Annotated in this window: 14 protein-coding genes and 1 pseudogene; 11 read left to right on the top strand and 4 right to left on the bottom strand. The window is 71.9% G+C overall.

The features are described from left to right. Positions 1-52: 52 nt before the first annotated feature. Complete coding sequence (locus MWM08_RS02335; protein ID WP_244457868.1) at positions 53-658, bottom strand: precorrin-2 dehydrogenase/sirohydrochlorin ferrochelatase family protein; 606 nt, start codon at positions 656-658, stop codon at positions 53-55. Continuing rightward, positions 658-2,337 (bottom strand): annotated as a pseudogene (locus MWM08_RS02330) (NADPH-dependent assimilatory sulfite reductase hemoprotein subunit); the annotation flags it as partial. The pseudogene MWM08_RS02330 and the gene MWM08_RS02335, both read right to left, overlap by 1 nt. 499 nt (positions 2,338-2,836) lie before the next feature. Between MWM08_RS02330 and MWM08_RS02325 the strand changes: the two are divergent. The 3 genes from MWM08_RS02325 (at position 2,837) to MWM08_RS02315 (ending at position 4,183) form a co-directional block, all read left to right on the top strand. Continuing rightward, positions 2,837-3,037, top strand: a complete 201-nt coding sequence (locus MWM08_RS02325) for a hypothetical protein (RefSeq protein ID WP_244457866.1) — start codon at positions 2,837-2,839, stop codon at positions 3,035-3,037. 85 nt (positions 3,038-3,122) lie between these two features. Then, positions 3,123-3,281, top strand: coding sequence for a hypothetical protein (locus MWM08_RS02320; protein ID WP_244457865.1), 159 nt, complete (start codon positions 3,123-3,125; stop codon positions 3,279-3,281). After that, positions 3,278-4,183, top strand: a complete 906-nt coding sequence (locus MWM08_RS02315; RefSeq protein WP_244457864.1) for a TauD/TfdA dioxygenase family protein — start codon at positions 3,278-3,280, stop codon at positions 4,181-4,183. The genes MWM08_RS02320 and MWM08_RS02315 overlap by 4 nt, the downstream gene beginning before the upstream one ends. A gap of 126 nt (positions 4,184-4,309) precedes the next feature. On the opposite strand, the gene cysK is transcribed toward MWM08_RS02315, so the two are convergent. Then, positions 4,310-5,332, bottom strand: coding sequence for a cysteine synthase A (cysK, locus tag MWM08_RS02310; RefSeq protein ID WP_423816006.1), 1,023 nt, complete (start codon positions 5,330-5,332; stop codon positions 4,310-4,312). A 119-nt stretch (positions 5,333-5,451) separates the two neighbouring features. Here cysK and MWM08_RS02305 point away from each other — a divergent pair, with 119 nt between their 5' ends. Then, positions 5,452-5,901 carry an RrF2 family transcriptional regulator gene (locus MWM08_RS02305; protein WP_244457862.1) on the top strand — a complete coding sequence of 150 codons (450 nt, stop codon included), beginning with the start codon at positions 5,452-5,454 and terminating at the stop codon, positions 5,899-5,901. Positions 5,902-5,904: 3 nt separating this feature from the next. Here MWM08_RS02305 and cobA read toward each other — a convergent pair whose 3' ends face one another. Continuing rightward, entirely contained in the window at positions 5,905-6,711 is an 807-nt protein-coding gene (gene cobA, locus MWM08_RS02300) for a uroporphyrinogen-III C-methyltransferase (RefSeq protein WP_244457861.1), read from the bottom strand. 580 nt (positions 6,712-7,291) lie between these two features. Between cobA and MWM08_RS02295 the strand changes: the two genes are divergently transcribed. The 7 genes from MWM08_RS02295 to MWM08_RS02265 are packed head-to-tail and all read left to right on the top strand — an operon-like array spanning position 7,292 to position 14,408. Then, entirely contained in the window at positions 7,292-8,611 is a 1,320-nt protein-coding gene (locus MWM08_RS02295; RefSeq protein WP_244457860.1) for an O-acetylhomoserine aminocarboxypropyltransferase/cysteine synthase family protein, read from the top strand. Between the two features lie 4 nt (positions 8,612-8,615). Continuing rightward, positions 8,616-9,833, top strand: coding sequence for an acyl-CoA dehydrogenase family protein (locus MWM08_RS02290; RefSeq protein WP_244457859.1), 1,218 nt, complete (start codon positions 8,616-8,618; stop codon positions 9,831-9,833). Next, the gene (locus MWM08_RS02285) at positions 9,830-10,789 is read left to right on the top strand and encodes a Bug family tripartite tricarboxylate transporter substrate binding protein (RefSeq protein WP_244457858.1); all 960 of its coding nucleotides are present in this window, start codon (positions 9,830-9,832) and stop codon (positions 10,787-10,789) included. The genes MWM08_RS02290 and MWM08_RS02285 overlap by 4 nt, the downstream gene beginning before the upstream one ends. 15 nt (positions 10,790-10,804) lie before the next feature. After that, entirely contained in the window at positions 10,805-11,905 is a 1,101-nt protein-coding gene (locus MWM08_RS02280) for an LLM class flavin-dependent oxidoreductase (protein WP_244457857.1), read from the top strand. 20 nt (positions 11,906-11,925) lie between these two features. After that, the gene (locus MWM08_RS02275) at positions 11,926-12,771 is read left to right on the top strand and encodes a CmcJ/NvfI family oxidoreductase (protein ID WP_244457856.1); all 846 of its coding nucleotides are present in this window, start codon (positions 11,926-11,928) and stop codon (positions 12,769-12,771) included. Further along, positions 12,665-13,819, top strand: coding sequence for an oxidoreductase (locus MWM08_RS02270; RefSeq protein WP_341482851.1), 1,155 nt, complete (start codon positions 12,665-12,667; stop codon positions 13,817-13,819). Before MWM08_RS02275 ends, MWM08_RS02270 begins: the two co-directional genes overlap by 107 nt. Next, positions 13,812-14,408, top strand: coding sequence for a peroxidase-related enzyme (locus MWM08_RS02265; protein ID WP_244457855.1), 597 nt, complete (start codon positions 13,812-13,814; stop codon positions 14,406-14,408). Before MWM08_RS02270 ends, MWM08_RS02265 begins: the two co-directional genes overlap by 8 nt. The last annotated feature ends 104 nt before the right edge of the window (positions 14,409-14,512 follow it).

Below are 14,512 nucleotides of genomic sequence, written 5' to 3'. Positions count from 1 at the left end.
GGTCTGTCGCGGGCATCGCGCCGCGCCGTCAGGCCCCGCGGAGCGCCCCTGGTCAGGCGTCCGCGGGCGGCGCGGCGGGGCGACATCGGGCACCGTCACCAAGCGGCGCCCAGCCGGCCGTGGCGAGGTGGTCCTCGACACCACGGATGACCTCGCGCGGGCCAGCGCCCTGCGCGCGCAGCGTGGCGCGCAGGCTCGCCACTTCCTCGAGATGCGCGGCCCATTCCGGGCCGAAGGCATCCTCGAGCCAGCCGCGGATGGCGGCCGAGAGCGCGGGCGCACCGCCGGCGGTCGAGACCGTGAGCGTGAGACCGCCGCGCCGCACCATGGCCGGCACGTGGAAGTCGCACAGCGGCAGCACGTCCTCGACGTTGACCTGCACCCGATGCGCCCGCGCGGTCGCGGCGAACGCCGCGGAGGCCGCATCGTCGAGCCCGGCAACAAAGAGCAGCCGCGCTGCAGCGATCTCGTGCTCGCTCGGCAGCCAGGGGCGCAGCGCCTCGCCGAGGCTCGCCGCCAGCCCCGCCGACGGGTCGTCGGTATGCACGCGCAGGTCGGTCAGACCCGCAGCGTGCAGCAGGTGCAGGCGCTTCAGAAAGGCCGGCCCGCGCCCGGCGAGGAGCGTCGGCGTCTGCGGCAGGAAGACCAGCGGAAGCATCAGGCGGCCACCCGTGCGGCGAGCAGCGCGCGCGCCGCGTCGGCGCCGATGCGAGTGCAGAAATCACCGAAACCTTCGCCAGCCTGGCGGTCGCGCGCCCACGCGGCGACGACGGGTTCCAGCGTCGCGGCGATCGCCGCCTGCGGCACCTTGTCGGCGAGCTGGAAGGAGAGCCGCGTGCCCTCGAAATCGCCGCCGACGAACAGTGTGTAGAGGCCAGGCGCGCGGCCGACCACGCCGATATCCCCGGCATAGGGGCGCGCGCAGCCGTTCGGGCAGCCGGTCAGGCGCAGGCTGATGCGCTCGCCAGCCAGGCCGTGGCGCGCGAGCACCGCCTCGACATCGGCGACGATCGGCGCGCGCACGCGCTCGCCCTCGGCCAGGGACTGGCCGCAGGTCGGAAGGGCGACGCAGGCGAGCGCCCAGCGCGCCAGCGGGGTCAGGTCCTCGGCGAGCGTCACGCCATGGGCGCGCAGCGTCGCTTCCACTGTGCCGCGATCATCCGGCGCGATATCGGCGAGCAGAAGGTCCTGCTGCGCGGTGACGATGGGTCGCGCATCGAAGCGCCCGATCACATGGCGCAGCGCCACGCGCAGGTCGCCGGCGACGCGCCCGGCGGCGATGGGCAGGCCGAGCCACAGGCGGCCATTGCCCTGCGCGTGCCAGCCGAGCAGCTCGGGCACCTGCAGGCGCGGCAGCGCGGGTGCCGGCGGCAGCGCGCGGCCGAGATCGGCCGAGAGCCTGTCACGCACCCAGTCCACGCCGCGCTCGGCCACGACATACTTCAGCCGGGCATGCTTGCGGTCGGTCCGGTCGCCATGGTCGCGCGACAGGCGCACCACCGCCTTGGCGGTCTCCAGCACATCGTCCGGGCCGATGACGCAGATGGCATCCGCCAGGCGCGGGTAGGTGGCGGGCTTGTTGTGCGTCATGCCCATGCCGCCGCCGACCGTCACGATCCAGCCGGTAAGCGCATCGCCCTCGGTCAGGGCGAGAAAGCCGAGGTCATTGGCCAGCACATCGGGCGTGTTGTCCGACGGATGTGCCAGCGCGATCTTGAACTTACGCGGCAGGTAGGTGGGGCCGTAGAGCGGCTCCTCCTCGACCAGCGGGGATTCTTCCTCGCCCAGGAAGATCTGGTGGTGCGCGCGCGAGCGCGGCAGCAGCTCGGAGGACAGGCGGAAGGCCTCGGCCTCGAGCCGTGCATGGATGGCATCGACCCGCGGCGCGGCGGTGGTCACGACGTTGCGCACAACGTCGCCGCAGGCCGCCAGCGTGGTCAGCAGCGCGTGATGGATGGCGGCGATGCTGCCCTTCAGGTCGCGGCGCGCGATGCCGTGGAACTGCACGCCCTGGCGCGTGGTCAGCCGCAGCGTGCCATCGGCGTGGCTGTCGGCGAGCGCGTCGAGGGCGAGCCACTGGGCGGGCGTGAGACGACCAGCCGGCGCGCGCACGCGCACCATGAAGGACCAGTCCTTGTCCTCGCCGCGCTGCTTGCGCTCGGTCGCGGTGTCGCGGTCGAACTGCTCGTAGGTGCCGTGGAACTTCAGCAGCGTGTAGGTGCCTTCCGACACGCCGCCGCGAACTTCATCGGTGGCGATCTCCGCGGCGATGGAACCGCGCAGCGCGCGGCTGTCCGCTTTGATCGTCTCGGCTCCGCTGGGCTTCCCGGCCATGTCTGTCGAAGGCTCCGCAGCACGTTGTGCACCTGCGGGACGATATCCGGATCGAGAAGCACGATGTCAAACTGCAAATTGCTTGGATCTGCTGGATGGTGGCGCTGAGACGAGGGACTTGGCTGGCTGGCGAGGGAGATGACGATAGATTATTGCCAGTAATTCCCTCATTTTCGCGCTGGCTTCCTGCTGCGGAGGCTTCACAGAGGAAAGGATTTTTTCTGTCTACGAACCGCGTGGATTCCTCGTATTGCGATTGACATAACAACACATCGCGCTGTGTAAATAGACCGTCGATGAACGGAGCGACGCTCCGGGAGAAGCAGGATGATCAACGCCACGCGCCAGGATATGCCGCAGCGACGCGCCCGGGCCAGCGCCTGTCGCCGCTGTCCGCCGTGTCGAATGCGCCGGGGTGGCTGAGCCACCCGACCGCGCCTCCTGCCGCCTTCCCTTTCCGAATGTCATTCGACCCGGCGCCCTGCGCCGGCGGAGGTTCACCATGATCGTCTCACGACCCATCACCGAGAACGGCCAGATAGTCGGCGTCGCCACCACCGGCGACCACGGCTGGCTGTTCACCGCCATCGACCCGCGCGTCGAGGATCTGCACGGCGCGCATTTCCGCACCCCCGCCGATGCCGAGCGCGTCGCGCGGCTGGTTCTCGCGCGCGGCCGCGGTCCGGCCAGGGGGCTGGCATGATCTCGCTCGCATTGCGCACCGCCATCGCGGGTGCCGGCCTGCTCACCGTTCTGGCCGCCACCGGCCTACTGCAAGGGGGCCTGCCATGATCGGCCTGTTCGTGCTGCCCGCCTTCGATCCAGCGGCGCTGGCCTGGCTGCCGGCGGTCTTCGCGGCTGCCAGCGGTATCGCACTGCATCTCCTGCTCCCGCCGCCGCACCCGGATGTGGCGGAGGCGCTGCTCATCGCCGCGGTACATCCATGAGCGCGATGCACACGCCCACCGAATGGGCCATCACCGGCGCGCTGCATCCTACCTTCGGTGCCGAAGTCGAGGGTCCGCTGCTCGGTGCGGATACACCAGCAGCGACGCTCGAGGCGCTGCGCGGCCTGGTGAGGGGTCTCGGCCTCGTGGTGGTACGCAACCAGTCCCTGCCGCCCGCGACGCAGGCTGCGCTGACTCGCCGGCTCGGCCATCCCGAGGTCCACGCGCTGGCCCATGCGCGCCACGCCGATGTGCCGGAGATCGTGGTCGAGGGAAATGCGGGCACGCCCGAGGGTCTCGGCGATGCGGGCCTCGCCTGGCACGCCGACCTGTCCTGGCGGGCCGCGCCCTCGCGCCTGTCGCTGATGAGCGCCGCGCACCTGCCCGAGGCCGGCGGAGAGATCCTGTTCGCCCACCAGGGCGCGGCCTATGACCGGCTCGATCCCTGGCTGCGCTGGCGCATCGAGTACCTGGATGCCGAGCACGACCACGACCGCCGGAGGTCCGGCGCGCAAGCCGGCTGGCGTCCGCGCCCACCCCTGGCCGGCGCCGAGCGCGAGACAAACCCCACCGTCGTTCATCCGGTGGTGCGGATCGACCCCGCCACCGGCCAGCGCAGCCTGTTCGTGAACGAAGGCACCACGACGCGCCTGCTCGGCGCGCCGGAGGAGGAGGCCGCGCGATTGCTGCCACGCCTCCTCGCCGCCGCCACCGATCCCGCCGTGGTCTACCGGCATCGCTGGCAGGCCGGCGACCTGCTCCTGTGGGACAACGCCCTGCTGCTGCACCGTGTCGAGGCCGCGGCGTCGGGCGACGTGATCCGGCTCCATCGCAGCGCCGTCAGCGGCGAGCGGCCCGTCGGGCCGATCTCGGTGACGCAGCCCTGGGTGGTGGCTGGCTAGACCTCCGCCCGCCGCCGGCGGAGCGGCCTGCCCTCCGGCGGGCCGAGACTTGGCGGCCGAGTGACTGGACGTTTCCTCCCGAAGAAACGCCGGCCGGGATCCCTGCGGGTCCCGGTCGATTTTTCGTCAGAGACCGGCGAAGAGGCGCGTCGAGAGGTAGCGTTCGGCGAAGGACGGTGCGATCGCCACCACCAGGCGCCCGGCCATTGCGGGTTCGCGCGCCACGGCGATAGCCGTGGCCAGCGCAGCACCGGAAGAGATGCCGATCGGCAGCCCTTCCTCCCGCGCGCAGCGCCGCGCCGTGTCGAAGGCGTCGCGCTCGGGCACGCGCAGGATGGCGTCGATGCGGTCCAGTTCCAGCACGGCCGGCTTGAAGCCCGCGCCGATGCCCTGGATGTCGTGCGGGCCAGGTTCGTCGCCCGAGAGCACGGCGCTTTCGGCGGGTTCTACACCGATTACGCGCAAGCCCTTGCGGCGCGGCTTCAGCACGCGCGCGATGCCGGTCAGCGTGCCGCCTGTGCCGATGCCGCCGACGATGGCATCGACCTCGCCGCCGGTGTCGGTCCAGATCTCCTCGGCCGTGGTGGCGGCGTGGATGTCGGGGTTGGCCGGGTTGTCGAATTGCCGCGGCATCCAGGCGCCGGGGGTGGAGGCCAGGATCGCCTCGGCGCGGGCGATGGCGCCCGCCATGCCGCGCTTGGACGGCGTGAGTTCCAGCTCCGCGCCCATCAGACGCATCATGCGCCGGCGTTCGATCGAGGCACCGTCCGGCATCACCACGATCAGCCGATAGCCCTTGGCCGCGGCCACGAAGGCCAGCGCGATGCCGGTATTGCCGGAGGTCGGCTCCACCAGCACCGACCGCCCCGGCGCGATCAGGCCCTCGCGCTCGGCGGCCTCGACCATCGCCAACCCGATCCGATCCTTGACCGAGCCGAGCGGGTTGAAGAATTCGAGTTTGAGGGCGATCCGCGCCGCCAGGCCCTCGGCGGCGGCGATGCGCGGCAGGAGCACGAGCGGCGTTCCGCCGATCGTCTCGAGAACGCTGCCGAAGAGGCGCCCGCGCGGCGCCGCCAAGGTCGCGGCCGGCTCTGCGGGGGAGGATGTGCTGCGCCGGGTTCGGCGCGGAGGGACGTTTCCTTTGGCCATGCGCTGGCCTAACACGAATATGCCGGATGGTTCAGGGGGGAACGGCGGGAGCCCCTCGCATTCCACAGCGAGGGTGCGTAGAGAGGGGCATCAAGTCCGCGCCACCGAGGGGATTCGCCATGCTGCTGCGCCGGGACCGCGCGCTCACCGCCATCGCCATCATGCTGGACGTCGCCTTCCACGCCGGGCGCACGGGCGAATTCGCCGCCGGGGCGGAGGTGGCAGAACGCTTGGGGACCGCGCGACGCGGCGCGGAGCCGGTGTTCCAGGCGCTATCGCGCGGCGGGCTGCTCGAAAGCGTGCGCGGCCCGCGAGGCGGCTATCGGCTAGGGCGCCGGCCGCGCGAGTTGCGCCTGTCCGACATCGTCGCCTGCGTGCAGGAAGAGGCCGACGCACCGGCCGACCTGACCGGCCGCCTGCAGACCTCGGTTCTGCTGCCGATGTGGCGGGAACTTGATGCGGAACTGCGGACGCGCCTTGCCGGCATCACGATCGAGGATCTGCTGCGCCGCGCCCAGGCGGCCGGCCTTCGGCGCGCAGCGTCGGAACCGCTGAACTTCGCCATCTGAGCGTCAGCGCGCTACGGCGTCGCGCGGCGCGCGCGCAACCGCTGCGGCGCCCAGCACCCCGACGCCCGCGGCGACCTGGCCGATCACCACCAGCGCCGGCGTCGGCACGCCCGCCCGGCGCGCGGCCAGCGTGCAGGCGCCGAGCGTCGTGGTCAGTGTCGTCTCGGACGGCATCGAGGCGTGCGAGACGATCGCGACCGGCGTCCCGGGCGACATGCCGGCAGCGAGCAGGCGCACCGCGATCTCGTCCAGCGCCGTCAGCGCCATGAAGGCGACCAACGTCGCGCCGCTGCGCGCGAGCGCGTCCCAGTCGACCGACTCCGGCAAGCGCCCGGTCTCGTCATGACCGGTGACGAAGGTGACGGCGCTGGCCACGCCGCGATGCGTCACCGGAATGCCAGCCGCTGCCGGCGCGGCGGTGCCGGCGGTGACGCCGGGCACGATGCGCCAGGGAATACCGGCGGCGGTCAGGGCAATCGCCTCCTCCCCGCCACGGCCGAACAGGAAGGGATCGCCGCCCTTCAGGCGCACCACGCGTTGCCCGGCGCGCGCGCCGGCGATCATGCGACTGATGATGCTCGCCTGCGGCGTGGCCTGGACCGCCTTGCGCTTGCCGACCGCGATGATGGTCGCGCCCGGGCGCACCAGGCGCAGCACGTCGCGCCCCGGCAGGGCATCGTGCAGCACCAGGTCGGCCTGGCGCAGCGCCGTGGCGGCACGCAGCGTCAGCAGGTCGGGATCGCCGGGACCCGCGCCGACGAGCCAGACTTCCCCGGGCCGGGGCGCATCGGTGGCGGCAAGGTAACCCATGGGCGGGCGGCTTTCCTGCGTGGAACTCATCCTGCCGGTAGACCGGAAAACCACGCCTCTCAAGTGTGAGAATTCCTGCCTTCCTCCATGGTCACGGACGCCAAGGACTGCTCCGGATATACGCCGCGGGCAAAGGATGACCTCCTGGCCACGTCGCACTCGCTGAAGCTCCGACCGCGCCGCCGCCCGCCGCCTGGCGCGGACAGCCGCCTTCCGGAGAAGCCGCTGGCCGGAACCTGCCCGCTGGGACAAGGGCAACGCCGCGCCATCGGCGCAACTTGGTTAAACATTCTTTATTCGTGTTTTTATTGACTCCACATTCTGAGATGGTTTCTGCTTCCTGTCATGACGCCGAGCACTGTCCTCGCCGCACCGACCGCAGCGCCCCAACCGATGGCGCAGGCCGCACAGCTGCAGATGCGGATGGCAGGCACGCCCTGTCGGCGCTGGTGTCGCGACGCCTGACGTCTCCCCGTCCAGGCGGCGACCCAACCCCGCGCACCCTACGGCGGCCATCCGCCGGGCCAGCGCCGCCGCCTCCCGTTCCATCGCGATGCATAACGCCCGAGGGGCCCACGCCATGACCCACACCAATCCCGAGACGATCGCCCTGCATGCCGGCTGGCGGCGGGACCCGGCCACCAAGGCGGTGGCGGTGCCGATCTACCAGACCACCTCCTACCAGTTCGACGGGACCGACCACGCCTCGCGCCTGTTCGCGCTGGAGGAACTGGGCAACGTCTACACGCGCATCATGAACCCGACGACGGATGTGCTCGAACAGCGCATCGCGGCGCTCGAGGGCGGCGTCGCTGCCCTTGCCGTCGCCTCGGGCCAGGCGGCCTCGGCCTTCGCCGTGCAGAACATCGCCCATGCCGGGGACAACATCGTCAGCAGCACCGACCTGTATGGCGGCACCTGGAACCTGTTCGCCAACACGCTGAAGGACCAGGGCATCGAGGTGCGCTTCGTCGATCCATCCGACCCCGAGAACTTCCGCCGCGCCACCGATGCGCGCACCCGCGCCTACTACGCCGAGACGCTGCCCAACCCAAAGCTCGAGGTCTTCCCGATCGCCGAGGTCGCCGCCATCGGACGCCCGCTCGGCATCCCGCTGATCGTCGACAACACCGCCGCGCCGCTGCTGGTGCGCCCCTTCGACCACGGCGCCGCGGTCGTGGTGCATTCGCTCACCAAGTACATCGGGGGCCACGGCACCAGCATCGGCGGCATCATCATCGATGGCGGCAATTTCGACTGGGAGGCCCACAAGGACCGCCAGCTGGCGCTGCACCGCCCGGACCCATCCTACCACGGCGCGGTCTGGGTCGAGGCGGCCAAGCCGCTCGGCCCCATCGCCTACGTCCTGAAGGCGCGGGTGACGCTGCAGCGCGACCTCGGCGCCGCCTATTCGCCCTTCAACGCCTTCGTCACGCTGCAGGGCGTCGAGACGCTCCCGCTGCGCATCCGCGAGCACAGCCGCAACGCCGAGGAGGTCGCCGACTTCCTCGCGAACCGCCCCGGCGTGACGCGCGTGATCCACCCGAAGCACCTGACCGGGGAACCCGCCACGCGCACCGCGAAGTACCTCACGCGCGGCTTCGGTGGCCTGGTCGGCTTCGAGCTCGCCGGCGGCGCCGAGGCCGGGCGGCGACTCATCGACGCGCTCAAGCTGTTCTACCACGTAGCGAATATCGGCGATGCGCGCAGCCTCGCCATCCACCCGGCGAGCACCACCCATTCCCAGCTCTCACCCGAGGAACAGGCGCGCACCGGCGTCTCGCCGGGCTATGTGCGGCTGTCGGTGGGCATCGAGCATATCGAGGACATCCTGGCCGACCTCGACCAGGCGCTGGATGCGGCCGGGGCCGGTCGCCCGGTCCGTGCGGCGGCGGAGTAGCGCCATGACCGCCGCGAACGTCATCGCCTTCCAGACCGCGACGCAGGGCCGCCTCGCGAGCGTCGCCTCGCCCTCCCTCAGCGACCTCACGCCGATGCTGGCGGCGATCGCCGCCGCGGCACCGCTGCACGACCGCGAGGCGAGCTTCCCCTTCGACAGCATCGCCCGACTGCGCGAGGCCGGCATCCTCGCGTTGACCGTGCCCACGGCGCTTGGCGGCGGCGGCGCGGGCCTGGCGCTGGCAGCGGAGGCCGTCGCGCGCGTCGGTGCCGCCTGCCCCGCCACGGCGCTGGTCCTGGCCATGCAGCTGACCCGCCAGGCGGCGATCGCCCGCAGCGCGGCCTGGCCCTTCGAGCTGCGCCAGCGCATCGGCCGCGACGCGGTGACCGAGGGTGCGCTGATCAACGCGCTGCGCGTCGAACCCGAGCTCGGCTCGCCCACGCGCGGCGGCCTGCCGGCCACCGTCGCGAAGCTGCGCGCCGGCCACTGGTCGATCAGCGGGCACAAGCGCTACGCCACCGGCGCGCCGGGCCTGGCCTGGATGGAGGTGCTGGCCCGCACCGACGAACCGCAGCCGCGCATCGGCACCTTCCTGGTGCCGGCGGACGCCAGCGGCATCGAGGTCATCGAGACCTGGAACCACCTCGGCCTGCGTGGTTCGGGCAGCCATGACGTCGTGCTCACCAATGTCACGGTGCCGCTGGACCACGGCATTGGCCTGGTTCCGGCCGCGGAGTGGGGTAAGCCCGATCCGGCGCAGTCGGCCTGGACGGCGCTGCTCGTCTCCGCCGTCTACACCGGCGTGGCGCGCGCGGCGCGGGACTGGATCCTACGCTTTCTGCATGCCCGCGTGCCGAGCGGGCTCGGAACGCCGCTCGCGGAACTCCCGCGTGTCGCGGAGGCGGTGGGCGAGATCGAGCGCGCGCTCGCGGTGAATGCGCGCCTGACGGAAGCCATCGCCCTGGCCGTCGATGCTGGCTATCCGCCGCTGCCCTCCGAGAGCGGACTGGCGAAGGTCACGCTGACCGAGAATGCGGTGCAGGCGGTGGAGCGCGCCGTCTCGCTCGCCGGCAACCATGCGCATGACCGCGCGCATGCGCTGGAGCGCCATTGGCGCGACGTGCAATGCGCACGCGTGCACGTGCCCACCGCCGATGCCGCGCTGTCGGCCGCCGGTCGCGCAGCGCTCAACACCGCACGCCCGCAGGAGATCCGGCATTGATCACTTTCGACCGACGCACCCTGCTGCTCGGCGGGCTGGCGCTGCCCACCGTGGCGCGTGCCAGCGAGCCCTTCCCCTCGCGCCCCATCCGCTACGTGTGCCCCTTCCCGCCGGGTGCGACGAACGACAACGTCTCGCGCACCATGGCGCGGGCGCTGCAGGCGCGCCTCGGCGTGCCGGTGGTGGTGGAGAACCGCGCCGGCGCCGGCGGCGCGGTGGGCGCGCGCTTTGTCGCCGAGAGCCGGCCTGACGGCACCACGCTGCTCAACGCCTCAGCCGGCAACCTCACTATCGCGCCACATCTCGGCAATGTCGGCTACGACCCGCTGATCGCCTTCGCGGCCATCGCCTCGGCTGGGGAGAGCTACAGCCTGATCGCGGTGAACCCGTCGCTGCCGGTGCGCAGCCTGCGGGAGCTGACGGCCTACGGGCGCGCGAACCCGGGGCGGCTGAACTACGCCTCCGCCGGGATCGGCTCCGCCGGGCACCTGCGCGGCGCGCTTCTGGCCGACGCAGGCCGCTTCGAGGCCGTGCACGTGCCCTTTCCGGGCAGCGCGCCGGCGGCGACCAGCGTCGTCACCGGCGACTGCCACCTGATGATCGACCCGATCACCGCGCCGCACGTGACGGCAGAGCGGCTGCGCGCCCTCGCCACGCTGGGCGAGGACCGCTGGGACGCCTTCCCCGACCTGCCGACCGCGGCGGAGCTCGGCGTTGGGCGCGACTGGCCCGCGGGCGGTTGGTTCGCGCTGTTCGCGCCGGCCGGCACGCCGCAGTCGATCGTGGCACGACTCAACGCCGCCTTCAACGATGCGCTGGCCGAGGCCGAGGTGGCCGCCGCGCTGCGCCGCTTCGGCCTGCGCCCGGTGCCGATCTCGCCCGAGGAACTGGCGGCGCGCGTCGTCGCCGACCACGCCGCCACCGGGCAAGCACTCCGCCGCCTGTCCATTGCCTGATCGAAGGAACCCGCCATGTCCGCTGACGATATCGAATTCATCGGCATGATCTCGCATCGCCGGTCGTCCGAGATCCACCCGCCCTCCGGCCCGATCCTCGACCCCGACTACGTGGTGCGCTTCGCCCGCGCGCACGAGGAGGGCGGCTTCGACCGCGTGCTGGTCGCCTGGCATTCGACGCATCCCGACACGCTGCTGGTGGCGAGCCACGCCGCGGCGCACACGACCCGCATCGGCTTCATGGTGGCGCATCGGCCGGGCTTCATCGCGCCGACGCTGGCGGCGCGGCAGTTCGCCACCTTCGACCATCTCTCGGGCGGTCGCGCTGCGATCCACGTCATCAGCGGGGGCAATCCGGCCGAGCAGAAGCAGGATGGCGACTTCCTCGACCACGACCAGCGCTACGAGCGCAGCGACGAGTATGTCGGCATCCTGCGCCGCGTCTGGACCAGCAACGCGCCCTTCGACCACATCGGCAAGCACTACCGCCTGGTCGGCGCCTACTCCGAGATCAAGCCGGTGCAGCAGCCGCACATCCCGATCTATTTCGGCGGGTCCTCCCATGCGGCGATCGCGGCCGCGGGCCGGCACGCCGATGTCTACGCCTTCTGGGGCGAGACGCTGGACCAGGCGCGCGAGACCATCGCCCGCGTGCGCGACAGCGTCGCGCGCGCCGGACGCGACCCTGCGTCGATCCGCTTCAGCCTGTCGGTGCGCCCCGTGCTCGGCGCCACCGAGGACCAGGCCTGGGAGCGCGCGCGCGACATTCTCGAACGCATCCGCGCGCTGCGCGGCGACAGCTTCGGCAAGGCGAACCCGAAGCCGGAGAGCGAGGGCTCGCGCCGCCTGCTGGAAGCCGCGCGCGGCGGGCGCGTGCGCGACCGGCGCCTGTGGACCGAGGTCGCGGCCGCCGTCGGCGCCGGTGCGAACACCACCGCGCTGGTCGGCACGCCGGTGCAGGTGGCGGAGGCGCTGGCGGAATACCACGCGCTCGGCATCACCACCTTCCTGATCCGCGGCTTCGATCCGTTTGAAGACGCGATCGCCTATGGCCGGGAACTGCTGCCCGCGACGCGCGCGGTGATCTCGGCGCGCCGCCGCGCGGCGGCCGCCTGAGCGCCTCCAGGAGAGCATCCATGCCCGATCACATCCCCGCCGCCAATGTCGCCGTGCTGGCAGCCCTGAACTTCCTCGACCCCGCGGTGACCGCACCGCGGCGGTATGTCGGAACGCCGCCGCCAGGCGAGGCCGCCGACAATACGCGCAGCGTTCAGCACCTGGTGAGCGTCACCAATGGCCGCGGCTTCGAGCACCACTACACGCTGGACGGCACCGGCTTCGCGCTGGTGCATGCGCCGAGCGCGGTGTCCGACCTCTACGACGAAGCGGCGGTGCACGCGCTGTATCGCCCGGAAGTCGAGGCGATCGTGCGCCGCGCGACGGGTGCGACGCGCGTCGTGGCCTTCGACCACAATGTGCGCAACGCGGCGCGCGCCACGACGGACCCCGCACTGCGCGGCCCCGCCAAGCGCATCCACAACGACTATACGCCGGCCTCCGCGGCCCAGCGCGTGCGCGACATCCTGCCGGACCAGGCCGAATGGCTGCTCGCGCACCGCTTCGCCATCATCAACCTGTGGCGGCCGATCGCGCCGGTGCTGGAAAGCCCGCTGGCGCTCGCGGATGGCCGCAGCGTCGACCCGCGCGACCTGGTGCCGACGCGCCTGATCTATCCCGACCGGGTCGGCGAGACCCATGCGGTGCTGTTCAACCCGGGCCAGCGCTGGACCTATTTCCCCAACCTGCGGCCCGAGGAGGCGCTGCTGATCAAGTGCCACGACAGTGCGGATGGCGGCCGCGCCAGGCTGTCGGTGCATGGCGCCTTCGACGATCCAACCTCGCCGCCCAACGCCCCGCCGCGCGAGAGCATCGAGGTGCGCACGCTGGTCTTCTGGGCGCCGGAGCATCCGGCCGATGCGTGAGCACCACGGATCTGGCCCGGATGCGCTTCACACGCCCATCACCCTTGGCTCGCTCTCGCTTCGCAACCGGATCATCACCGCGCCCGATGCCGGATCCGATGTCGACCGCGGCGGGTCGCCCCTGCCGCGTGTCGGGCCGATCTATGCGCAGGCCGCGGCGGCGGCGGGGCTCGTCCTTGCAGCGCCGGCATGGATCGCGCCGGACGGGGCCGGCGCCTTGCGATCATCTGGCATCGCGCGCGAATCGCACGTCGCGGCCTGCTCCACCGTGACCACCGCCGTCCACGCGGCCGGGGGGCTGGTCGCGTTGCCGCTGTGGCATGCCGGGCGTCTGTCGCATCCGCGCGTCCAGCCGCATGGTGGCTGGCCCATCGCGCCATCCGCCATCGCAGCCCGCGGGGAGATCGTCACGCCGGAGGGCCCGAGGCCATACCCCGTGCCGCGGAGCCTCGATGCTTCGGAATTGCCGACGCTGGTGGCGTCCTATGCCACGGCCGCCGAATGGGCACGACGCGCCGGATTCGACGCGGTTGAAATCGTCGCCGCGCAGGGCGGGTTGCTGGAACAGTTCCTCCGGCCAGAGAGCAACCAGCGAATTGACGCGCATGGCGGCAGCGCCACGAACAGGGCGCGCCTGCTGGTCGAGATCGTCGAGGCAGTATCCGAACGGATCGGCGCGGACCGTGTCGCCGTCCGCCTGGGCGCCGGCGAGGCCGAGGTGGCGACGTGGCTCTCGGGCCGTGGCCTCGGATGGCTGCACCTGGTCCCGCCGGCTGGCTCCGACGACCTTGCCGAGTATGCCGCCGATCTCCGCAGCAGGGTCGACACTCCCGTGATGCTGGGCGGCGGTGTCGCCAGGGAGCCTGCGCGATACGCCATCGCAAGCGGGGCGGCCGATGCGGTCGTCGTCGCGTCGGATCACGACGACGCGGCCCTCACCGTCGTACCAAACATCGCATCTCCACTGCTCGGTCATCGCGACACCTGGGCCGCGAACGGGGCCGCGCCGCGAGACGCTGAGCCTGACGGGGGAACTGCGCATGCCTGATGACATCGCGCCGCGCCAGGCGGCCTCCTGGTTGCGCCTTCCTCCGCCGCCGGCACCGACGCAGAAGGTCGCCGACCTGCTCGCCGCCTCGGAGGCGAAGCTCGGCTACCGCCGCCACGGCCAGCGCGTGCAGGCGCATTGGCCTGCGCTACTGCTGGCGCTCGAATCCGTGTCGCAGGCGCTCAAGGCCGAAGGGAACGCGCTGCCGCCGCGGGAACGCGAACTGCTCGCCCTCGTCGTCAGCGTCGAGAACCGCTGCGAGCCCTGCGTCTTCAGCCATGCCGCGCAGCTGCGCCAGATCACCGGCGACGCGGTACTGGTCGGCACGATCGAGGTGAACTGGCGCCGCGCCGCACTCTCCGCGCGCGAGGCGGCGCTTGCCGCCTATGCAGAGAAGCTCACGCGGCACCCTGCCGAGGTTGAGCCCGCGGACCTCGATGCGCTGCGCGCCGCCGAGCTGTCGGAGGCAGCCATCCTGGAAGCCGCGGCGATCGTCGCCTACTTCAACCTGAGCAACCGCTTCCATAGCGGCCTCGGCGTTGCGGCAAACCACGAAGCCTATCTTTCGCATCGCACGGCTGCGCGGTGAGGCGCACGGGACGTCTTGTCGCGGTACCGCGACGTCCCGATCTCTCCGGCCAGATCATCGCCAATCTTGACGGCGTCGCACGCGACGGCGCCTGAAGGGGAGAC

Origin of the sequence: Roseomonas fluvialis, from assembly GCF_022846615.1 — a bacterium.
Classification (GTDB): domain Bacteria; phylum Pseudomonadota; class Alphaproteobacteria; order Acetobacterales; family Acetobacteraceae; genus Neoroseomonas; species Neoroseomonas fluvialis.
This window is presented reverse-complemented; position numbering and strand designations above follow the sequence as displayed.